This is a genomic window from Giesbergeria sp. (genome assembly GCF_028686475.1).
In the GTDB taxonomy this organism is placed as follows: Bacteria; Pseudomonadota; Gammaproteobacteria; order Burkholderiales; family Burkholderiaceae_C; genus Simplicispira.
Genome location: NZ_JAQUCA010000012.1, coordinates 44246 through 66135 on the forward strand (window position 1 = coordinate 44246; position 21890 = coordinate 66135).

The 21890-nt window shown below is 60.4% G+C and carries 21 protein-coding genes; 10 read left to right on the top strand and 11 right to left on the bottom strand.

Features of this window, described 5'->3' with window-relative positions:
• Positions 1–25: 25 nt before the first annotated feature.
• The gene (locus PHX60_RS09720) at positions 26–1150 is read right to left on the bottom strand and encodes a phosphotransferase (RefSeq protein ID WP_300077078.1); all 1125 of its coding nucleotides are present in this window, start codon (positions 1148–1150) and stop codon (positions 26–28) included.
• Between the two features lie 51 nt (positions 1151–1201).
• On the bottom strand, positions 1202–1474 hold the full coding sequence (locus PHX60_RS09725) for a hypothetical protein (protein WP_300077079.1): 273 nt from the start codon (positions 1472–1474) through the stop codon (positions 1202–1204).
• A gap of 320 nt (positions 1475–1794) precedes the next feature.
• On the opposite strand from PHX60_RS09725, the gene PHX60_RS09730 reads away from it, so the two are divergent.
• Genes PHX60_RS09730 through PHX60_RS09750 form a run of 5 tightly spaced genes read left to right on the top strand, consistent with a single transcriptional unit; the run spans position 1795 to position 6949 of the window.
• Positions 1795–4107, top strand: coding sequence for an LPS-assembly protein LptD (locus PHX60_RS09730; protein WP_366144376.1), 2313 nt, complete (start codon positions 1795–1797; stop codon positions 4105–4107).
• A 15-nt stretch (positions 4108–4122) separates the two neighbouring features.
• Positions 4123–5511 carry a peptidylprolyl isomerase gene (locus PHX60_RS09735; protein ID WP_300077080.1) on the top strand — a complete coding sequence of 463 codons (1389 nt, stop codon included), beginning with the start codon at positions 4123–4125 and terminating at the stop codon, positions 5509–5511.
• Between the two features lie 12 nt (positions 5512–5523).
• Positions 5524–6285, top strand: a complete 762-nt coding sequence (gene rsmA / locus PHX60_RS09740) for a 16S rRNA (adenine(1518)-N(6)/adenine(1519)-N(6))-dimethyltransferase RsmA (protein WP_300077081.1) — start codon at positions 5524–5526, stop codon at positions 6283–6285.
• Positions 6286–6339: 54 nt separating this feature from the next.
• A complete protein-coding gene (locus PHX60_RS09745; protein ID WP_300077082.1) occupies positions 6340–6651 on the top strand; it encodes a type II toxin-antitoxin system RelE/ParE family toxin in 312 nt (103 codons plus the stop codon).
• Complete coding sequence (locus PHX60_RS09750) at positions 6635–6949, top strand: helix-turn-helix domain-containing protein (protein ID WP_300077083.1); 315 nt, start codon at positions 6635–6637, stop codon at positions 6947–6949. The genes PHX60_RS09745 and PHX60_RS09750 overlap by 17 nt, the downstream gene beginning before the upstream one ends.
• A gap of 68 nt (positions 6950–7017) precedes the next feature.
• Here the strand turns inward: PHX60_RS09750 and PHX60_RS09755 are convergent, their stop codons facing one another.
• Genes PHX60_RS09755 through PHX60_RS09765 form a run of 3 tightly spaced genes read right to left on the bottom strand, consistent with a single transcriptional unit; the run spans position 7018 to position 9347 of the window.
• The gene (locus PHX60_RS09755) at positions 7018–7920 is read right to left on the bottom strand and encodes an SPOR domain-containing protein (protein ID WP_300077084.1); all 903 of its coding nucleotides are present in this window, start codon (positions 7918–7920) and stop codon (positions 7018–7020) included.
• 15 nt (positions 7921–7935) lie between these two features.
• Positions 7936–8820 carry a biotin--[acetyl-CoA-carboxylase] ligase gene (locus PHX60_RS09760; RefSeq protein ID WP_300077085.1) on the bottom strand — a complete coding sequence of 295 codons (885 nt, stop codon included), beginning with the start codon at positions 8818–8820 and terminating at the stop codon, positions 7936–7938.
• Complete coding sequence (locus tag PHX60_RS09765) at positions 8817–9347, bottom strand: SET domain-containing protein-lysine N-methyltransferase (protein ID WP_300077086.1); 531 nt, start codon at positions 9345–9347, stop codon at positions 8817–8819. The genes PHX60_RS09760 and PHX60_RS09765 overlap by 4 nt, the downstream gene beginning before the upstream one ends.
• 126 nt (positions 9348–9473) lie before the next feature.
• Between PHX60_RS09765 and PHX60_RS09770 the strand changes: the two genes are divergently transcribed.
• The 3 genes from PHX60_RS09770 (at position 9474) to PHX60_RS09780 (ending at position 14408) form a co-directional block, all read left to right on the top strand.
• Entirely contained in the window at positions 9474–12368 is a 2895-nt protein-coding gene (locus PHX60_RS09770) for a DNA topoisomerase III (protein ID WP_300077087.1), read from the top strand.
• Between the two features lie 18 nt (positions 12369–12386).
• Entirely contained in the window at positions 12387–13445 is a 1059-nt protein-coding gene (locus PHX60_RS09775) for a restriction endonuclease (protein ID WP_300077088.1), read from the top strand.
• A 69-nt stretch (positions 13446–13514) separates the two neighbouring features.
• Positions 13515–14408, top strand: a complete 894-nt coding sequence (locus PHX60_RS09780; RefSeq protein WP_300077089.1) for a CoA transferase — start codon at positions 13515–13517, stop codon at positions 14406–14408.
• 34 nt (positions 14409–14442) lie between these two features.
• On the opposite strand, the gene PHX60_RS09785 is transcribed toward PHX60_RS09780, so the two are convergent.
• Positions 14443–14802 carry a zinc ribbon domain-containing protein YjdM gene (locus PHX60_RS09785; RefSeq protein ID WP_300077090.1) on the bottom strand — a complete coding sequence of 120 codons (360 nt, stop codon included), beginning with the start codon at positions 14800–14802 and terminating at the stop codon, positions 14443–14445.
• A gap of 119 nt (positions 14803–14921) precedes the next feature.
• Between PHX60_RS09785 and mnmG the strand changes: the two genes are divergently transcribed.
• Complete coding sequence (mnmG, locus tag PHX60_RS09790; protein WP_300077091.1) at positions 14922–16886, top strand: tRNA uridine-5-carboxymethylaminomethyl(34) synthesis enzyme MnmG; 1965 nt, start codon at positions 14922–14924, stop codon at positions 16884–16886.
• Positions 16883–17614, top strand: a complete 732-nt coding sequence (gene rsmG, locus PHX60_RS09795; RefSeq protein WP_300077092.1) for a 16S rRNA (guanine(527)-N(7))-methyltransferase RsmG — start codon at positions 16883–16885, stop codon at positions 17612–17614. Before mnmG ends, rsmG begins: the two co-directional genes overlap by 4 nt.
• Here rsmG and PHX60_RS09800 read toward each other — a convergent pair.
• The 5 genes from PHX60_RS09800 to PHX60_RS09820 are packed head-to-tail and all read right to left on the bottom strand — an operon-like array spanning position 17504 to position 21881.
• A complete protein-coding gene (locus tag PHX60_RS09800) occupies positions 17504–18550 on the bottom strand; it encodes a ProQ/FINO family protein (RefSeq protein ID WP_300077093.1) in 1047 nt (348 codons plus the stop codon). The genes rsmG and PHX60_RS09800 overlap by 111 nt on opposite strands.
• Positions 18487–19284 (bottom strand): YoaK family protein, encoded by a 798-nt coding sequence (locus PHX60_RS09805; RefSeq protein ID WP_300077094.1) that lies wholly within the window; start codon positions 19282–19284, stop codon positions 18487–18489. Before PHX60_RS09805 ends, PHX60_RS09800 begins: the two co-directional genes overlap by 64 nt.
• Positions 19285–19313: 29 nt before the next feature.
• Positions 19314–20516 (bottom strand): tryptophan synthase subunit beta, encoded by a 1203-nt coding sequence (trpB, locus tag PHX60_RS09810; RefSeq protein ID WP_300077095.1) that lies wholly within the window; start codon positions 20514–20516, stop codon positions 19314–19316.
• A gap of 42 nt (positions 20517–20558) precedes the next feature.
• On the bottom strand, positions 20559–21293 hold the full coding sequence (locus tag PHX60_RS09815; protein WP_300077096.1) for a uracil-DNA glycosylase: 735 nt from the start codon (positions 21291–21293) through the stop codon (positions 20559–20561).
• A 12-nt stretch (positions 21294–21305) separates the two neighbouring features.
• Entirely contained in the window at positions 21306–21881 is a 576-nt protein-coding gene (locus tag PHX60_RS09820) for a DUF3365 domain-containing protein (RefSeq protein WP_300077097.1), read from the bottom strand.
• Between the last annotated feature and the right edge of the window lie 9 nt (positions 21882–21890).

Sequence of the window (21890 nt, forward strand, 5' to 3'; positions counted from 1 at the left end):
GTGGCGGGCTGGCGGTGGCGTGGGCTTAGACGCGACCAAAGGCATAGCCTACTGGGGCTGGCGTGCCTTCAATCTGGTCTATCAGGCGGCTGAGCGGCAGCAGCTCGCGGTAGCGCTGGCTGGTGGAGCGAATGTAGTGGATAAAGCGCGGTGCATCGGCCAAGTATTTGGGTTTGCCATCGCGCAGCGTCAGGCGGGCAAAAATACCAGCCACCTTGAAGTGGCGTTGTAAGCCCATCCACTCCACACTGCGGTAAAACTCGCCAAAATCAGCGCCCCAACCGCTGGGGCTATTGGCCCCCAGTAGTCCGGCTTTGCGCGCTTTTTCCCAGTAGCGCACCGTGATGTCAATCACGAAACCTTCTTCCCAGCTGATAAAGGCATCGCGCAGCAAGCTGGCAATATCGTAGGTGATGGGGCCATACAGCGCATCCTGAAAATCCAGCACGCCCAATGGCCCGCCTGCCGTGGTGGGGGTCATCAGGTTTCGCATCATGAAGTCACGGTGGACAAACACGCTGGGCACCGAGAGGTTCTCGGCCACGATGTCATCAAAAGCACGCTGCAAAATGGCTTGTTGCTGCGCGTCCAGCGTCAGGGCGCGGTGTTGGGCGATGTACCACTCGGGAAACAGCGCCAGCTCGCGGCGCAATACTGCCTCGTCGTAGGGAGGCAGTACGTCGGGGCGCGAGGCCAATTGCCATTGCAGCAGGGTGTCGGTGGCTTGCTGGTAGTAAGCGTAGGCGTCTTGCGGGCGCTCGGGGGCCAGCTGTTCGATGGCGGTGTGTTGGCCCAAATCGCTCAACAGCATAAAGCCGTCGGCTTCGTTCCAGGCCAAAATCTCGGGCACGTGCAAACCGGCTTGCTGCATCAGCGCTTGCACTTGCACAAAAGGCTGGCAGTTTTCTTTATCGGGTGGCGCATCCATGACGATGCAACTGTGGCCGCTGCGCGTGTCTAGGCGCAGGTAGCGCCGAAAGCTGGCATCGGCCGAAGCTGGGCGCAGGGTTTCGGGCAGCAACTGGTGGGGGCCAGCCAGTGCGGCCAGCCAAGTGGCACAGGCTGCCTGTCGGGCGCTGTCGGCCCAAGTGACGCTGGTGGCAGAAGGGGTAGAAAGGGCGAAGGGGGTGGGGGAGGAGGGGTGGCTCATGGCGGGCTGGATTCTACAAACCCAGCCTGCACCATGCCGTGTTGGTACGGCTTAGTAGCGCTCGTCTTTGACCAGCACGCCGGTCTTACGCAACATTACCGCATCCCAGCTTTGGCTGTCGCGGTTGTCGTTGACCAGCTTGAGCAGCTTGTCGTCTATTTTGCGTAGCTCGGCTTGTTGTGCCGGGTTGAGTTCGCCCAGACGGTCATGGATGTGGTCGCGCAGTTTGTAGAGTTGCTCGGTATCGTTGGCATCGTCGCTCCAAAAATCAATATAACCGTCGTAGCTCTTGAGGCAGCTTTCAATCGTTTTGCGTTCTGGCATGTGGGCGTTCCTTGGTAGATGGAATGGTAAAAAAGAGGCAACGGCCTGAGTTTTGCCGTTTCGGCGCAGACTCTACAACAGCTGGGCCTATTTTTGGGCATCTAGTGGTGTGCATGTGGATAATCGGCACCTACAAACCCGGCCTGTTTGGTGCGGGTAATGGGTGGTTGCTGGTTTTAACGGCACCCCTGCTGCTTTCCTCTGGATGAATTCCCTTGCCCGACCTGCTTCGCACTCCCTTTTCATCGGTGCGTTTTTCTGCCCGTAACGCCCCCAGTTTATTGTGGGCACCGGTGCCGCAGTGGGCGGCTGTTTGGTGTTTGTGGCCTTGTTTGGCCTTGGCCCAAGAGGGGGATGCGCCCGTGGAGCCCGCCACGCCAGCGCCCTTGGTTTTGCGCGCCAGCAGCCAGCTACAAGAGACCATTCCAGACGCAGTGCGCGCGCAGATGCCTGCCTTTGTCTCGGCAGAGCATCTCGAAGGCCAGCCCGATGTGCGCGCCGTGCTGGAGGGTGATGCCGAGTTGCGCCGCGCCGACACCGTGATTCGCGCCCAGCGCATGGAATACACCGTGCCCGAAGACTTTTTGCAGGCGCAGGGCCAAGTGCGTATCAACCGGGCAGGCAATGTCTATGAAGGCACGCTGCTAGAACTGCGCGTGAACGCCTTTGAAGGCTTTTTTGACCAAGCCCGCTACCAATTTTTACGCAATGCCGCCCACGGCGAGGCCGCACGGGTTGATTTTTTAGACCGTGACCGCTCCATCGTGCGCCAAGCCACCTACACCACCTGCCAGCGCACCGACGAGGCTACTTGGAAGCCCGGCTGGATGTTGCGCGCCGACAATATCCACCTTGATATGGCCGAAGAGGTGGGCCGGGCCGAAGGCGCTGTGCTGGAGTTTCAGGGCGTGCCGATTTTGCCCTTGCCCTACATCAGCTTTCCGCTGTCGGATAAACGCAAATCGGGCCTGTTGCCGCCCACAATTGGTATCAACAGCATCAATGGCCTAGAGTACGAGCAACCTTATTACTGGAACATCGCCCCCAACCGCGATGCCACCTTGCGCGCGGCCATTATGGCCAAGCGTGGCTTGCAAGCCGGGGCCGAGTTCCGCTACCTAGAGCCAAGCTACCAAGGCACCCTGCATGGCGAGTTTCTGCCCTCCGACCGGCTACGCCACCGAGACCGCTGGAGCTATGGCATCAAGCACCAAGCGGGCATCCCTAGCCCTCTGGGCGGTATCGGCCTGAACCTGAATTTAGAGCGCGTCAGTGATGATGCCTACTGGCGCGATTTCTCGCGTGCGGGTACGCAACTGACCCAGCGTTTATTGCCCGCAGATGCCCAACTCAGTTGGAATGCGGGTGATATGGGCTTGCAACTGCGTACCCTCAAATGGCAAACCTTGCAGGATGTGACGGCCCCCATCGTGCCGCCCTACGACCGGCTACCGCAATTGCACTGGCGTTATGCGCCGCCACAGTGGGGCGTGTTCGATGTCAACCTAGAGGCTGATGCCACGCGCTTTCAGGCGCAGCGCAGCCTGACCGGCCAACCCAATGCCACCCGCAGCTATGCCTTGGCCCAAATCAGCCGCCCCTATCTGGCCGCTGCTGGGTTTTTAGTGCCCAAACTGCAACTGCACGCCACGCAATACGAGTTTGACAGCCCACTGGCCGATGCGCGCCGCTCTTACAGCCGCGTGTTGCCCACCTTCAGCTTGGATAGCGGTTTGGTGTTTGAACGCGATGCCAGCTATTTTGGGCGCAACTTTCTGCAAACGCTGGAGCCGCGCGCTTTTTACACCTATACCCCCTACCGCGACCAGCGCCTGTTGCCGGTCTATGACACGGCCGCCAACGATTTCAACTTTGCCACCATCTACACCGAAAACGCCTTTGGCGGCCACGACCGCTTGGCCGACAACAACCTGCTCACTTTGGGCGTGACCACCCGCCTGCTAGACCCAAGCACCGGGGCCGAGGCAGCGCGCTTTGGCATTGCCCAGCGCCTGCGCTTTTCGGACCAAAACGTGACCTTGCCGGGCGCACCAGCGCTGGACGAGCGCCTGTCTGATTTGCTGTTGGGTGCTGGCGTGCAATGGACACCGCAGTGGGGCTTAGATTCGACGGTGCAGTTCAACCCCAAAACCAGCCAGTCCATTCGTACTACGGTGGGCGCGCGTTACAGCCCCAGCCATTACCGCACCGTCAATGCCGCCTACCGGCTGCAACGCGGCACCAGCGAGCAATTGGATGTCGGCTGGCAATGGCCGCTCAATGATTTGTGGGGCGACAAGGGGCTAGATTTGGGGCCAGGCCGTGGCCAAGGTGGGGGCCGCTGGTACAGCGTGGGCCGCCTCAATTACAGTCTGCAAGACCGCAAATTGGTCGATACCGTGGTCGGGCTAGAGTACGACAGCTGCTGCTGGATTGGCCGCGTGGTATTAGAGCGCCTGCAAAACACCCTCCAGAGCAGCAACACCCGGCTGCTGTTTCAACTAGAGTTTATCGGCTTCTCGCGCCTGACGCTGGGTTCTAACCCACTCACCAGCCTGAAACAAAATATCCCACGCTACCAGTATCTGCGTGAACAAGTCAGTACGCCCAGCCGCTTCAGCAACTACGACTGAGAAGAATTTTTTGCCATGAACCACCGTGTCTTTGCCTTGGGACTGGCCTGTTTGGCCTCTTTTGCCACCTTGGGGGCCAACGCACAAGGCTTGCGCGCTGCGCCTGCTGGTGGCAGCAGCCCCAGTTTGTCGCGCGCCTTGTCTGCACCGCTGGCCTTGCCCACCGCCACCGCCCGCCCTGCCGTGCGCCAAGCCGATTACATCGTGGCCGTGGTCAACTCGGAGCCTATCACCTACAACGAGCTGCAAACCCGGCTGGCCAGAGTGTTGCAACAACTGGCCGGTCAACCCAACCCACCACCGCGCGCCCTGATAGAGCGCGAAGTGCTAGAGCGCCTGATTTTGGAAAAAATCCAATTACAGCAAGCTGAGCAAAACGGCATCAAGGTCGATGACTTGGCCGTGACCCAAGCCGAGCAATTGGTGGCCAGCCAAAACAGCGTTAGCCGCGAAGAAATGCTGCACCGCTTGGCCCAAGATGGGGTGACACCCGAGCGTTTCCGCCAAGACCTGCGCCGCCAGCTATTGCAACAGCGCCTGCGCGAGCGCGAAGTCGATGCGCGCGTGCGCGTGACGGATGTCGAGGCCGATGCCTTCCTGCGCGAACAAACCGGCGGCCAAGCGCTGGCCGTAGAACTCAACCTAGGTCACATCCTGATAGCCGTACCCGAAAACCCCAGCCCCGAAGGGCTGGCCCAGCGCCAAGCCTTGGCGCAACAGGTGGCCGAGCAAGCGCGCGTTGGGGCAGATTTTGCAGCGCTGGCGCGTGAGCATTCCGCTGGCCCCGAGCGCGCCCAAGGCGGCCTGATGGGGCTGCGCCCGGCGGAGCGTTACCCGGAACTGTTCGCTCAGGCGGTGCAAAACCTGTCTATTGGTGGCGTGGCGGGACCACTGCGTTCGGCGGCGGGTTTCCACATCCTGAAGGTGGTGGACAAGGCCAGCAACAGCAAACTGCCGCCGATTACGCAAAACCGCGCGCGCCATATCTTGCTGCGCGCCACACCGCAACTGAGCGAGGCCGCTGCTGCCGCGCGTTTGGCCGATTACCGCCGCCGCGTGCTGGCCGGACAGGCCGATTTCGCTGATTTGGCGCGCGAACACTCGCAAGATGGCAGCGCTAAAGAAGGCGGCGATTTGGGTTGGGCCGCACCGGGGCGCTACGTGCCCGAGTTTGAAGCGGTACTCAATGCGCTGCAACCGGGCGAAATCAGCCAGCCCTTGGCATCGCGTTTTGGTGTCCACCTTATCCAACTGATGGAACGCCGCCAAGTGCAACCCAGCCCGCGTGAGCAACGCGAAATGGCGCGCTACGCCCTGCGCGAGAAAAAAACCGAAGACGCTTACCGCCAGTGGGCGCAAGAACTGCGCGCCCGCGCCTATGTTGAATACCGCGACGCCCCCTAAGCGCCCATCTTGATGAAACACATACCCCGCAAACGCTTCGGTCAGCATTTTCTGTCTGACCGGGGCATCATTGATGCCATCGTCGATGCCATAGACCCGCAACCGGGCCAGTCGGTGGTAGAGATTGGCCCCGGCTTGGCTGCCCTGACCCAGCCCTTGGTCGAGCGCCTAGGCCGCCTGACGGTGATTGAGCTGGACCGCGATTTGGCATTGCGCCTGCGCCTGCACAGCCAGCTCAACGTGATTGAATCCGATGTGCTGAAAGTGGATTTTGCCCAAGTAGCGCAAACGCTGGCCGCGCCCCAAATCCGCGTGGTGGGCAACCTGCCCTACAACATCTCTACGCCGATTTTGTTCCACCTGCTGCCCTTTGTGGATGTGATTGCCGACCAGCACTTTATGCTGCAAAAGGAAGTGATAGACCGCATGGTGGCCCACCCCGCCACCAGCGACTATGGCCGCCTCTCGGTGATGCTGCAATGGCGTTATGCGATGGAAAACGTGCTGTTTGTCCCGCCCGAGAGTTTTGACCCGCCACCGCGTGTAGACAGCGCGGTGGTTCGCATGGTGCCGCGCGCTCAGCCCGTGGCCCTGAACCCCAAATTGCTAGAAACGCTGGTGCAGGTAGCCTTTAGCCAACGGCGCAAACTCTTGCGCCACACCTTGGGGCGCTGGCTGGACGAAAAAGGCTTTACCGGCCAGTTTGATGTGCAACGCCGCGCCGAAGAAGTGCCGGTGGCCGAATTTGTCGCCTTGGCGGCCAGCCTGAGTTAGGCCTATCAGACGGAAGTACTAGACAATCCTACTCCTAGGGAGTATCGTCCGCGCATGCTAACAGTCGTTCAAACGATGCTCTTTCAGAAGCAATGGCCGCTCTATTGGACAGAGGAAGAGAGAGGTGCTTTTGCCGCTTACATTGCTGATCACCCGACTGCCGGAGATGTTGTGCCCGAATCTGGTGGTATTCGCAAGGTGCGATGGTCTCGGACTGGTTCGGGCAAATCTGGTGGTGTGCGGGTGATTTACTTCACTCGCACAGTAAATGGTGAGGTCGTTTTACTGACGCTTTATGCCAAGTCGAAAACAGATAACCTCACAGGCCCCAAGCTCAAGGAGATTCGACGTGCCCTCGAAGAATAAGCCCCTCACCGACAAAGAACTGGCTGCATACGAAGCTGAACGTGACCTTGCCGCAGACCTGCTCCAGGCTATCTACGAAATGAAGTCTAGTCAGCTCAATGTGGTGACTTCACCTGTCATCGAAGCACGCAAAAAGACGGGTCTTTCTCAATCCCAGTTTGCAGCACTCATGGGCGTTTCCGTACGAACGCTGCAAGGTTGGGAGCAAGGACGCAAGCAGCCTAGCGGTGCAGCCCGCACTTTGCTCGCAATTGCCAGCACCAATCCCAAGGCCGTGCTTGCCGTTGTAGGTCAATAGCGCAGCATAACCAGTGCCTAACCCGGCGCTCAAGCGGACGGCCTCCAGCTGCCGCTTACCTTGATTCGTTAATCCCCCGCGCAGGGGCGCAAGGTTTTGCCAGCCAAAGCCGGGCGCAAAGTGCTGGCGATGCGCTGGCGGGCATCGGGGGCCACGGTGGGTAGGCGTAACACAAAAGCCGGGGTTTCGGCGCGCTCTTGCACCACCTTGGCACTGCGTATGCCTTTGGCGTTGAGTTGAGCCAAGGCACGTTCGCCCGCCTCCTCGCTGGAGTAGCGGCCCAAAGACAGGCCCGGCTCCAGGGCGGCGATGCGTGGGCGGTCGTAGCTGATGTTGCGCTCTTGCAGCTCTTTGCGCTTTTTGTTCAGCGATTCAAGGTCCGGAAAGCGCCCCATATAGACCATCCAGCGTCCGGGCAAGGTGGCGCTGCTAAGGTTCCAACTGCCCGCAGGCAATCCACCCAAGGCTTTACGCAGCACTTCGGCTTGGGCCGTGTTGAAGGCACCCGCTTGCAAACAAATGGTGGGGGGGGCAGCAGGCTTGACTTCCTGCTTGACTTCTTTTTTGGCCACGGGTGCCGCTGCTGCCGCTGCGGCTGTGACTGCTGCCGCTGCTGGCACCGCCGCCGCCAGTGCTGGCAAGGGTGCAGGCGGCGTTGCGGGTGCGGCGCTGGCGGCCACGGGCGCAGTGGCTGGCTCTGTGGGGGGGGTAATCGTAGGCAGCTGTGGCTCTATCGTTGCAGGGGGCGCCTCCAGCGCTGGATCCGGTTCAACAGCTTCTTCTTCGGTGCTGGCGGCCAGCGCGCCTGCTTTAGGCACGATACGCAGGGCTTCGGGGTGCAGTTGCTGGGCCACGCGCTGCGGCTCAGACTCGGTGGCTGTCGTGGTGTTGCCCAGCGGCAGCAGCCCATGTGACCAAGCGTAGTAGCCAGCATTGGCCAGCGCCAAAATTAAAACGGTAGAACGTAACATGGCAACAAACACGCCTCAGATGGACAAAGTGGCGGCAGCATAGGCCGGGCGTACACTGACTTCAGCGCTGGTGATGTGCTGCATTCCTTGGGTCGTCATGACGCGCAAGGCCCCATCTTCGCCCACGCCGTGCGCGCTGCCGGTTTGGCCATCGCTTAACACCACGCTGCGGTTTTGCAGTGCATCACGCACCTCAAACCGTGCCTGTATCGGGGCAAAACCATAGGCTTCAAAAGATTGCAGCATCGCCACCAGCGCGGGCACGACTTGCAGCAAAGCACCAGGGGCATCCATCTCGGCATGAATTTCTTGCAGGCAAGCCGCTGGCAAAGACAGCCCGGTGCTGTCTTGGGGACGCAGGTTCAGGCCGATACCAATCACCACATAGCGGGTGGCCGCTGGGCGTGTCGGGTGGCGGGCATCGGTTTGCATCGGCACAAAATTGGCGGTCTCGACCAAAATGCCGCCCAATTTGCGGTCACTGCGGCCATCACACAGCCACAAATCATTGGGCCATTTGAGGCACAGGCGCGGTTGGCCACTGCCCAAAGGGGGCAACACGGCTTGCAGGCTCTCGGCCACGCTCACGCCCACCGCCAGCGACAAGCCCGACCAGTCTTGTGGTGCCAATGGCAACCCCAGCGAGAACAGCAAAGAATCGCCCAGCTGGCCCAGCCATTGGCGGCCCAAGCGCCCCCGCCCGGCGGTTTGCTGTTCGGCCACCAGCAAAATCGGCTCGCACTGGCCAGCGCGCGCGCGGCGCATCAGCTCGGAGTTGCTCGAATCAATGCGCGGCAGCACTTCGACGCTAAAGCTCGGCCATTGTGGCGCGATGGCCTCCCACAGGGCTTCGGCGGGCCAGCGCAGGGGTGGAGTTTGGGTTTGAGGTTGCTGGCTCATACGCTATCGCCTTGCTCCTGAAAACTGCCAGGCATCGGGGGCCGCCAGCCGCGCTTGGGGGCCAGCAAGGTGCCCCGGCAGACACTGCTGCCACAGTAGCAAGGGTATTGGGCTTTGAGTTTGGCGGTGTAGCGCTCCTCGATGATGAGGCCATAGTCGTAGTTCAGCTCTTCGCCTGCCGCAATTGCTTGCAAGGCGGTGATAAAAATACGCCCACCGCGCTCATCGGCGTAGCAGTTGGGTTGGCAGCTGTGGTTAATCCAACGCGCGGAGTTGCCCCCCACCAAGGCATCAATCACCCGGTCTTCGTCAATGTGAAAATAAAAGGTGTGGTTGGGTTGCAGCGGGTCGTGGGGGTGGCGGTTTTGCGCCTCCTCCCAGCTGATAATTTGGCCGGTGTATTCGATAATCACTTCGCCCGGTGCAATGTCTTGCAGGGCAAATACGCCTTTGCCATGCACCCCCGAGCGGCGGGTCTGGATGCGGCGGCGCGCAGAAGGGCTGATAGGAGGCGCGGTGCGGGGCATAGCAAAACTCTGTTAAGTTTAATGGGCACACATGCGCGTGCGCGTGTACGCGCGAAAACCCAGATTGTAGGAGCGCCCGGCCAACATAGCCGGTGCCTCCATTTTCCGATAGAGAGAAATTAGCCCATGAGCAAGACCCTGGTCATTGCCGAGAAACCTTCGGTAGCCCAAGACATTGTGCGCGCCCTGACCCCCGTAGCGGGCAAGTTTGACAAGCACGATGACCATTTTGAGAACGAACACTACGTTGTTACCAGCGCAGTGGGCCATTTGGTCGAAATCCAAGCCCCCGAGGAGTTTGACGTGAAGCGCGGCAAATGGAGCTTTGCCCATTTGCCCGTCATTCCGCCCTACTTTGATTTGAAGCCGGTAGAAAAAACCAAGGCACGCCTGAATGCGGTGGTCAAACAAGCCAAGCGCAAGGATGTGACGCAGCTGATTAACGCCTGCGATGCCGGGCGCGAAGGCGAGTTAATCTTCCGGCTGATTGAGCAATACGCGGGCGGCAGCAAACCGCTGGGTAAGCCGGTGCAGCGCTTGTGGTTGCAATCCATGACCCCGCAAGCGATTCGCGATGGCTTTCAGCAGTTGCGTAGCAACGCCCAAATGCAAGGCTTGGCCGATGCAGCGCGCAGCCGCTCCGAGGCCGATTGGCTGGTCGGCATCAACGGCACGCGCGCCATGACGGCTTTCAATTCGCGCGATGGCGGCTTCTTTTTAACCACGGTGGGCCGGGTGCAAACGCCTACGCTATCGTTGGTGGTGGAACGCGAAGAAAAAATCCGCAAATTTGTCAGCCGCGATTATTGGGAAATCCATGCCAGCTTTGCCGCCCAAGCGGGCGACTACCCCGGCCGCTGGTTTGACCCCCAATGGAAAAAAACCGACGACCCCGAGCAACGCGCCGACCGGGTTTGGTCGGCCCAGCAAGCGCAAGCGATTGCCGCTGCCGCGCGTGGCCGCCCGGCCCAAGTGACAGAAGAGAGCAAGCCCGCCACCCAAGCCAGCGCCCTGCTGTTTGACCTGACCAGCTTGCAGCGCGAGGCCAACAGCAAGTTTGGCTTTTCGGCCAAAACCACGCTGGCGCTGGCGCAAAGCCTGTACGAGCGCCACAAAGCCCTGACCTACCCGCGTACCGACTCGCGCGCCCTGCCCGAAGACTACCTGCCCGTGGCCCAGCAAACCTTTGCCATGCTGGCGGGCAGCGGCATGGGCCACTTGGCAGCGCACGCCCAAACCGCGCTCAACCAAGGCTATATCCGCCTGAACAAACGCATTTTTGACAACAGCAAAGTGTCCGACCACTTTGCCATTATCCCGACCTTGCAAGCCCCCGGTGATTTGAGCGAGGCCGAACAAAAACTCTACGATTTGGTGGCGCGCCGCTTTATGGCGGTGTTCTTTCCCAGTGCCGAATACTTGGTCACTACGCGCATCAGCAAAGTAGAACAGGCCGGACAAAGCTACCACTTCAAAACCGAGGGCAAAGTATTGGTCAAACCGGGCTGGTTGGCCATTTACGGCAAAGATGCCGCCAGCGAAACCGCCGATGCCAAAGACGGCGACAAAGGCCAACATTTGGTGCCGGTGCAAGCAGGCGAGCAGCCCTTGGCGCAACAAGTGGACCCCAAAGCCCTCAAAACCCGCCCGCCAGCGCGTTATTCCGAATCCACCCTGCTGGGGGCGATGGAAAGCGCCGGCAAGCAGGTGGAAGACGAAACCATGCGCGAGGCGATGCGCGACAAAGGCTTAGGAACGCCTGCCACGCGCGCTGCCATCATCGAAGGACTGCTGACCGAAAAATACATGCTGCGCGAAGGGCGTGAAATCATCCCCACGGCCAAAGCCTTCCAATTGATGACGCTGCTGCGCGGCTTGGATGTCAAAGAACTCTCGCGCGCCGACTTAACGGGCGAATGGGAATACAAGTTAGCGCAGATGGAAAAAGGCCAACTCAGCCGCGACAGCTTCATGGCCGAAATTGCCGCCATGACCGAGCGCATGGTGAAAAAAGCCAAAGAGTACGACCGCGACACCATCCCCGGCGACTATGTGCAATTGCAAGCCCCTTGCCCCAACTGTGGCGGCGCAGTGAAAGAGAACTACCGCCGCTATGCCTGCGTGGGCAAACCGGGGGCCGAGCCCTGCGGCTTCTCGTTTGGCAAATCACCTGCTGGCCGCACCTTTGAGCCGCAAGAGGCCGAGCAACTGCTGGCGCAGCGCCGCTTGGGGCCACTGGAGGGTTTTCGCTCCAAGGCCGGTTGGCCCTTCACCGCCGAAATCGCCCTGACCTACGACGACGAAGCGCACAACTACAAACTAGAGTTTGATTTTGGGGATGACAAAAACGCTGCCGACAGCGGCGAGCTGGTGGACTTTGCCGCTCAAGAATCTTTGGGGGCTTGCCCGCAGTGCGGCGCACCCGTCTATGAACACGGCAGCCACTATGTGTGCAGCCGCGCCGTAGCCACCGCCGCCCAGCCGGTAGCCACCTGCAACTTTAAGAGTGGCACCGTCATCTTGCAACAAGCCGTGGCGCGCGAGCAGATGCACAAATTGCTCAGCAGTGGCAAAACAGACTTGTTAGAGCAATTCTTCAGCCCGCGCACCCGCCGCGCGTTCAAGGCCTTCTTGGTTTGGGACAAGGCCGCAGGCAAAGTGAATTTTGAATTTGAACCGCGCGTCAGCAAATACCCCCCCAAGGCCGGGGCAGCCACTGCCCCCAAAACCAGCAAAGCCGCCCCAGCCAAAAAAGCGCCTGCCAAAAAAGCGGCCAAAACCCCGCGTGCCCCTACTCCCGGCAAACTGCCCAGTGCTGCGCTGGCCGCCGTGATTGGTGCCGAACCTATGGCCCGCCTTGATGTCACGAAAAAGATTTGGGACTATGTGCGTACACACCAACTGCAAGAGGCCAGCAACAAACAGCTTATCAATGCCGATGCCAAACTGTTGCCGGTGTTTGGCAAACCCCAAATTAGCATGTTTGAGCTGGCGGGCATTGTCAGCAAACATCTGGGCTAAAGCGGCGGAGGCTGGGCGATGGCACGTCGCAAACAAGAAGACCCGACCACCTGGGGCGAGCTGCAAGCCATCACGCGCAGTGCCATTGGCGTGGCCGCGTGGTTGCCGTGGTGGCTGGGGGTATTGCTGGCGCTGGCGTTTTATATCGGGCTGCACTACATTGCCAGCCAGCCCCAGCCCGACGTGCATAGCTTGGCCAGCTTGTACCAGCACGCTGGGGCCTTGCTGGCGCGTGGGCTGGCCACGCTGGGGCAGTATCTGCTGCCTGCACTGTGCTTGGCTGGGGCTTGGTTGGCCTGGCGCGAGCAACGCAAGCGCGCCGAGCTGCTGCAACAAGTCACTGCCAACCCGGCGGCTGATGCACTCGATGACATCACCTGGCAAGAATTTGAAGTGCTGGTGGGCGAAGTCTTTCGGCGCTTGGGCTACCAAGTCGAAGAAACCGGCGGCGGTGGTGCCGATGGCGGCATTGATTTGATTTTGCGCCGCAATGGCGAAAAATTTTTGGTGCAGTGCAAACAGTGGAAAGCCTTTCGCGTCAGTGTCGAGGTAGTGCGCGAAATGTTCGGCCTGATGACCGCCAAAGGTGCCGATGGCGGTTTTGTCGTCACTTCAGGGCGCTTTACCAAACCGGCCATCGAGTTTGCCCAAGGGCGCAACCTGTCGCTGATTGATGGCCCCGCGCTGCTGCAATGGTTGCACCAAACCCAAGCCAAAGAGATTTTTCGACAACGACCCGCGCAAACGGTGCCAGTGGCGCAAACGCCTCCGGCAGCGGTGCCTACTCCGCCCCGGCGCGCAGCGGCCCCTAGTACTACCCCTGCCGCCACCACACCCGTGCCACCCGCATCCGTGGCGCTACCAACCCGACGGCCAGCGCCAGCCGCCCCAGAGCGCACCGCGCCCCAGCGCCCCAGCCAGCCACCGCGCGCCCCAGCGGCGGCGCAAGGCGCACCGACCTGTCCAGTCTGTGCTGCCCCGATGTTGCTACGTTTGGCGCGCAAAGGGCCACAGGCGGGCCAACGCTTTTGGGGCTGCGTCCATTATCCCGACTGCAATGGCACGCGGCAGGGGTAAGGCCGGATAGATAGACCCCCCCAGTTTGGCCAAAATGCTTGCTTCCATTCACCTAGCGCTGCCTTCTTCATGACCGTCTGCTTTTCTGTCCAGCCCCTGCGCGGCCTTCGTATTTTGAGTTTGGCCTTGAACCTGCCTGGCCCCGCTGCCCTGTTGCGCTGCGCCGCGATGGGGGCGCACTGCACCAAGCTGGAGCCACCGCCGCCCCCCGGCTTGCCCACGGCAGACCCAATGCAGCATTACAGCCCCAGCGCCTATGCCGCCTTGCAGCAAGGCATCCAAGTGTTGCACGCCCAACTCAAAACCGAAGGCGGCCAAGCCTTGCTGCACCAAGCACTGGCCAACACCGATGTGCTGCTCACCTCGTTTCGGCACTCGGCCTTGCACAAGCTGGGCTTGGATTGGCCACTGCTGCACGAACGTTATCCACAGTTGTCGATGGTGCGGATTGTTGGGGCCACCGGAGCGCGGGCCGATGAGCCGGGCCACGATTTAACCTACCAAGCCGAGGCCGGTCTGCTACCGGGCTTGCAAATGCCCGCCACCTTGCTGGCCGACATGGCTGGTAGTTTGGCCGCCAGTGAGGCCATCTTGCAAGCGCAATTGGCGCGCAGTCAAACCGGCCAAGGCGTTTGTATGGATGTGGGTTTGGCCGAATCAGCCCAGTGGATGGCTTTGCCCGCCACTTGGGGCCTCATGGCCGCCGATACCGACACCGGCGGAGCCCATGCGGGCTACCAGATATACGCCTGCGCCGATGGCCGGGTAGCGCTGGCCGCCTTAGAACCCCATTTTGCGGCGCGCCTGTGCCAAGCTGCCGGATTGGCCCTGCCAGTCGATGCCGCTACCTTGCGCGCCACCAGCACCCACAAGGCCATTGCCCGTTTTGTCGCCCCACAAACCCGGGCGCAACTAGAGGCGCTGGCGGCAGAGAAAGATATTCCGCTCTACACGCTGCCTTAAACGCCCGTAACAAGCCCGCCACCCGCCCAGCGGGCTACGAGGCTTTTTTCAAAAACTCTGATTTCAGCAGCAGGCTACCGAGGTCAGTTTTGCAATCCACATTGTGGCCGTCGGCACCATCTACCAAGCGTATCCCCTTGATTTTGGTGCCTTTTTTCAGGGTAGCGCCCGCACCTTTGACTTTGAGGTCTTTCACCAGAATCACGGCGTCTCCATCGGCCAATGCGTTGCCATTGGCATCGCGCACTACGCCATCACTGGCGGCTTCATCAGCATCGGCGTTGTTGGGCTGTGCTGGCCACTCGAAGCCGCAATCGGGGCAAACATACTGCGCGCCATCGGGATAGGTGTTTTCTAAGCTGCATTGTGGACAAGCCGGAACGGTATGGGGCATAGCATTACTGAGGTTCAAATAAAACCTGCCAGTGTGGCACAAGCCAGCAGCGGTGGCAAAAGTAGGAAAAGTGGGAAAATCAGCACCCTTTACTTTAGCCCCGCAGCGCAGGACAGCCCATGTTGTATCCCCAGGAATTCGATGTCATCGTGGTCGGTGGCGGCCATGCCGGAACCGAGGCCGCTTTGGCCGCTGCCCGCATGGGTTGCCAGACCTTGCTGCTCACCCACAACATCGAAACCTTGGGCCAGATGAGCTGCAACCCGAGCATTGGCGGCATCGGTAAAGGCCATTTGGTGAAAGAAGTGGATGCCTTGGGCGGTGCGATGGCGCTGGCCACGGACGAAGGCGGCATTCAATTTCGCATCCTCAACAGCAGCAAAGGCCCCGCCGTGCGCGCCACGCGGGCGCAGGCCGACCGGATTTTGTACAAAGCGGCTATCCGCCGGATGCTGGAAAACCAACCCAACCTCTGGCTATTCCAGCAAGCGGTGGATGATTTGATGCTGGAAGGCGACCGGGTGGTGGGGGCTGTGACGCAAATTGGCGTGCGCTTTCGCAGCCGCAGCGTGGTACTGACCGCCGGAACCTTCTTGGATGGCAAAGTGCATGTCGGCCTGAACCACTATGCCGCTGGCCGTGCCGGAGACCCGCCCGCCATCAGCCTGTCGGCGCGCCTGAAAGAGCTACAACTGCCGCAAGCGCGCCTCAAAACCGGCACGCCACCGCGCATTGATGGCCGCACGATTGATTTTGCCCAATGCACCGAGCAGCCCGGCGACGGTATGCCCGGCGGCAATCACGAGGGCACGCTGCCGGTGTTCAGTTTTATGGGCAAGGCGGCCATGCACCCGCAGCAAATGCCGTGCTGGATTACCCACACCAACCAGCGCACGCACGACATCATTCGCAGTGGCTTTGACCGCAGCCCCATGTTCACCGGCAAAATTGAAGGCGTGGGGCCGCGCTACTGCCCTAGCGTGGAAGACAAAATCAACCGCTTTGCCGACAAAGACAGCCACCAAATCTTCTTAGAGCCAGAAGGTTTGACCACGCACGAGTTCTACCCCAATGGCATCAGCACCAGCCTGCCATTTGACATCCAATTGGCGCTGGTACGCAGCATGAAGGGGCTAGAGAACGCCCACATTTTGCGCCCCGGTTATGCCATCGAATACGACTACTTTGACCCGCGCGCGCTCAAAAGCAATTTTGAAACCCGGCAGATTCAAGGCTTGTTCTTTGCCGGCCAAATCAACGGCACCACGGGCTACGAAGAAGCCGCCGCCCAAGGCTTGTTTGCCGGTTTGAATGCCGCGCTGCAATGCCGGGGCCAAGACCCGTGGTTGCCCCGGCGCGATGAAGCCTATTTGGGCGTGCTGGTAGATGACCTGATTACCAAGGGCGTGACCGAACCCTACCGCATGTTCACCAGCCGGGCCGAGTTCCGCCTGCAACTGCGCGAAGACAACGCCGATATGCGCCTGACCGAGCAAGGCCGCCACATGGGCTTGGTGGACGATGCCCGTTGGGAAGCCTTCAGCCGCAAGCGCGATGCCGTGGCACGTGAAACAGAACGCCTTAAATCCACTTGGGTCAATCCGCGCATCCTGCCCGCCGCAGAATCGGAGCGCGTGCTGGGCAAAGCCATCGAACACGAATACAACTTGTTTGAATTGCTGCGCCGCCCGAACGTCTCTTATGCCGCCTTGATGGAGATGGACGGCAGCAAATACGCCAGCAGCGCTGTTTCACGTGAAACCTTGGGCGATGCCACCGATGCGGTGTTAGAGCAGGTAGAAATTGCCGCTAAATACGCGGGCTACATCGACCGGCAAAAAGACGAGGTGCAACGCGCGGCGCACTACGAAAGCCTGCGCCTGCCGCCCGAGTTGGATTACCTGCAAGTCTCTGCCCTGAGCATGGAAGCACGGCAAAAACTGCAAAAGCACCGCCCTGAAACCTTGGGCCAAGCCTCGCGCATTTCGGGCATTACCCCGGCCAGCGTGTCACTGCTGCTGGTGCATCTGAAAAAAGGCGGCTTTAAGGGCTTTGCCAGCAGCACCACCCCGGAGGCAGCATGAACAGCAGCGATTTAGCAGCACCACTGCGCCAAGGCCTACACGCGCTGGGCCTGCACTTGAGCGATGCCCAAGTGCAACAACTGCTCGACTTTATGGCCTTGCTGCAAAAGTGGAACAAGGTGTATAACCTGACGGCGGTACGCAACCCGGCAGAAATGCTCACGCACCACCTGCTCGATAGTCTGGCTGCCGTGCCGCCCTTGCAGCGGCATTTAGCCCGCTTGGCCGCAGCGGGCAGCACCGCCCCACGCCTGTTGGATGTAGGTGCTGGCGGTGGCCTGCCGGGCGTGGTGTTCGCCATTTGCTGCCCGGCGTTGGACGTGAGTTGCGTGGATACCGTGGCCAAGAAGGCAGCCTTCCTCCAGCAGGCGGCAGTCACCTTAAAACTGCCAAACCTGCATGGCATCCATGCGCGGGTGGAAGCATTAACCGGCCCGTTTGATGTGGTCAGTTGCCGCGCTTTTGCCTCCTTGCCCGATTTCACCACTTGGTCGCGGGCTGCCTTGGGGCCGCACAGCCTCTGGCTGGCCATGAAAGGCAAACACCCGCACGATGAAATCGCTGCCCTGCCCACCGAGGTGCAAGTGGTTCAGGTAGAACCCTTGACCGTGCCGGGCTTAGAGGCCGAGCGCTGTATTGTCTGGTTGCGCTTGGCCATCGTTGGGGCTGGCGCTGGCTTTGGCGGCCCGACTGCGCGCACTGTGCAAGGCGCGCACCACGGTTTGTAAATCCATGCCATACATCTCGGCAAAGGCGGGCAGGCTTTTTTGACCGCTGGCTTCAAAAGTGCGTAGCAGGGCTTCTTCGCGCGCTACTTTGGCGGCCAATTCGGCCAAGGCTTGGTCGAGTAAAGCCGTGGCGGCTTCGTCGCGCGTGCGGACGCGCTCGGCATAGGTTTCGCGCGCTAGGCCGCTGGCTTCGATATTGGCAATGATGCGTGCGTGCAACTTGGCAGTCAGTGCGGGCTGCTTGTAGCCTTGGCGGCGGCGGTACACCTCTAGCAAAGCGTGGTGGATATGCTCCGGGGCCATCGCCTCGACGGGCTGGCCTTGCAAGTCATAGCGCTGCTGGCCCGTGGCCACGGCTTGTAGGTAGCGCGTAGAGCGCGTATGCAGCCCCAGCGCTTGCTTGAGGGCTTCGCGCTCGAACAAATCGGGGTGGGCCGCTATCAAATCTTGAAAAATACCCCGCTTGAGCGGGCGAAACACCGCGCCAAACAGGGCCGGATAGAGTTCGGCCAATTTTTCTAGCATGGGCGGCACCGGGCGTGGCGCACGGCGGGCCGCTTCGGTAGCGCTTGCTGGCACGGCTGTGGCATCCGCAGGGTCGGCATTGGCATGGGCTTTGGCTTTGGCACCACGTTTCCCTCCTCGACGGGTGCGCGGGCGGCGCGGTGCAGCAGCAGGGCCATCAGCTGGGCCATCAGCGGCAGCGGCCTCGGTCGGTGTAACGACCAAGCTTGCAGCCACCTCGGTGGCAGCAAGGGGTGCCATCGAGGCAGATAAAGAAGAAGCGGCGGGCGCGGAATCGGTCATGAAAAATTCGATTAAATCAAAGTAGCGAATGATGCCAGCCTTGGGCGCACATGGTGCAACACCTATCAGCTGGATGGGGGCGGTGGGGGCGGCGGCTCCACAGCCGTCAAACGGCGTGCGGGTTGCCACAGGTAGGCGCGGTCTATCCACAAGGGCGGCAGCGCCAAGGCGAGCAAAATGAGCGCCAAGGGCACCACCGAGACAAACCCCAGATGCTTAAAACCCAGCGCCCCCACAATGCCACCGACCAAAAACATGCCCAACAACCCCGCAAACAGACGCAAGCGCTGGAGGTTGGCGCGCACCTGCTGCTCGGGGCGGCGTGGGCTGCGGTTCCAATAGAGCATTTTGCCCAGCTCAATGCCCAAATCGGTGATGATGCCCGTCATGTGCGTAGTGCGAATTTGCGAAGACGACATTTTGGTGACGGTGGCATTTTGCAGCCCCATGATAAAGGACAGCAACAACACCGTGACCGGCACCGCAAATGGGGTGTGCCAATCCAAGGTGATGCTGCCCACCAGCCCAAACAGCAGCATTAGCAGCGCCTCTATCAGCAAGGGCAGGGCATAAGCGCTGTGCAAGCGGTGGCGCAACGACCAATTCACCAAAATAGCCGTCAGGGCGGCCCCGCCAACAAACGACAGCAAGGCCCCCAAGGCACTCAGCACCAGCAGCATATTGCCCAGCACCAAATTGTCGGCCAGCAAAGAGACAAAGCCCGTCATGTGCGAGGTGTAGAGCCGCAACACCAAAAACCCCCCTGCATTGATAGCGCCCGCATTAAAGGCCAGCAACAAACCCAAACGGCGGTTGCTGATGTCGGTGCGGTGCTGCCCCGTTAGGTGGCGAAAGCGGCGCATAACAAGCAGAGGCAAGGCATAGGGCAGAATTAAAGCCCCAAATGCTGCGCTACAAAATCGGCATCCTTATCGCCACGGCCCGACAGGTTGACCAAAATGGTTTGCTCGGGCGACATGGTTTTGGCGACTTTCATGGCATAGGCCACCGCATGGGCGCTTTCTAATGCCGGAATGATGCCCTCGGTGCGCGACAGCGTCATGAAGGCATCCAGGCATTCGTCGTCGGTGACGGATTCGTACTGCACCCGGCCAATGTCTTTCAGGTAGCAATGCTGTGGCCCCACGCCGGGGTAATCCAAACCCGAGGCAATCGAATACACCGGCAGCGGCTCGCCTTGCGCGTCTTGCAAGGTGTAGCAGGCAAAGCCGTGCAGCGCACCCTTGGTGCCGCGCGCCATCGTGGCGGCGTGGTCGGGTGTATCCAAACCCTTGCCCGCAGGCTCTACGCCCACCAGTTGCACTGCCGCATCGGGCAAAAATTCGGTAAAAATGCCGATGGCGTTAGAGCCACCACCGACGCAGGCCACCACCATATCGGGCAGGCGGCCATGTTGGGTCAGGCATTGGGCGCGCGCTTCGCGTCCGACAATGCTTTGAAAATCGCGCACCATCTTCGGGAACGGATGTGGCCCCACCACCGAGCCAATCGCGTAAATAAAGTTGACCGGGTCTTTCAGGTACTCTTCAAACGCGCTATCGACGGCATCTTTGAGCGTGCGCGTGCCGCGTGTTACCGGCACCAGCTTGCAGCCCAAAATTTTCATTTTGACGACGTTGGGATGCTCTTTGGCGATGTCCACTTCGCCCATGTGAATTTCGCAATCAATGCCCACCAAGGCACAGGCCGAAGCCAACGCCACGCCATGCTGACCGGCACCGGTTTCGGCCAGCACCTTGGTTTTGCCCATGTGCTTGGCCAACAGGGCTTCGCCCAAACAATGGTTGATTTTGTGCGCGCCGGTGTGGTTCAGGTCTTCGCGCTTGAGCACAATGCGCGCGCCGCCTTGGCGCTGTGACAGCCGCTTGGCATAAAAAATCGGGCTGGGGCGGCCCACATAGTGGGCATACAGCTCGGCCAATTCCTCTTGAAAGGCTTTGGTTTGGCGCACTTGCTCGTAAGCGCTGTTGATGTCGTCCATCACCGCCTTGAGCTGTGGCGGAATCAACTGGCCGCCATACTCGCCAAAGTAGCCTTGGTTGTCGGGCATGTCTAAAAATGGTTGCTGTTCCATGCGGGTCTCCGTGCGTAGGTGAAAAAATGCAGGGATGGATTGTTACACCGGTTTTTTGGTGTTTGGGGCCTGCTGCGCCAGCTTAAAAGCCCGTGCCTGCCCAAAATGGCCGCAACCGATAAACGGCAGCGGTGGGCGCAAGGCCGATAGCGGCGAGGGATGGTTGGCCACCAGCACCAAATGGCCCCGGTCGGTCGGAATCAAGGCCCGTTTGGATTGGGCGTGCGAACCCCACAACATAAACACCACGGCGCGCGGCCCTTGGGCGACTTGGGTGATGATGGCATCGGTGAAGCCCTCCCAGCCTTTGCCCGCGTGGCTGGCGGCTTGCCCTTCTTCTACCGTCAGGCAGGTATTGAGCAGCAACACGCCATTTTTGGCCCAGTTGACCAAGCTGCCGCCCGGCTCTGGAAACGCGGGCCAAGGCGTGCCTACATCGCGCTGCAATTCTTTGAAAATATTGCGTAACGAGGGCGGCAAACCGACACCGGGGGCGACGGAGAATGCTAGTCCCTCGGCCTGTCCACGTCCGTGGTAGGGGTCTTGCCCCAAAATCACCACGCGCACCGCTTCGGGTGGTGTCAGTTCTAGCGCCCGCAAGGGTTGCGGCGGAAAAATGCTGGCCCCAGCTTGCAAGCGTGCTTGCAAAAAAGCCAAGAGTTGTTGGCCGCTGGTGCTGGCAAAAAAATCATCCACCAGCGCTTGCCAACCGGGCGCTATCGGCCAATCGGTTGGGGTAGCGCTGCCCAGCTGGGTCAATGCAGCTTGTTGTTGCATAGCTGGCAGGCTTTAGAGCGCGCGCTTGAGCGTAATAGCGCCACGGATTTGGCCGGGTGCATAGCCGGTGGCCTTATCGTGTGGATACAAGGCGTGCAACTTGGCCTTAAAACTGGGGCTAAAGTTGTCTGGACTGCCGTGGCAGCTCAGGCACAAAGTTTGTGTAGGCAAAGCCTTGATATAGCGGTACGTTGGCACCGTGCCTTCGGTGATGAGTTCGCCCTTCTCCAGCGTGGACGGGGCTTGCCCGGCGGCTTGGCGCTGCTCAAATTCTTCTAGTGCTGCCTTTTCCCACGCATCGGGGGTGGCGTTGGGGTTGCGGTTCTTCAGGCTGACGCGGCGAATGTTCCAGCCGGTTTTTTCTGAAGCCGCCTTGGCCATCTGCGGGGCTTTCTCTCGGCAGACGGCCATCGCCTCTTCTGGCCCGCCCTTGGTGATTTCCTCTTGCAGCACCGCCAGCAGTTTGGGCGGTATCTCGCTGGCGATGCTGCGCGCTTGCGTGAGCAACTCGGGGTCTTGCTGCGCTGCTACGGGCAGCGCGGTGGCAGCAGCGGCCAGTACCGATAAACAAACAACCATCTTTTGCATGGGGAGAGT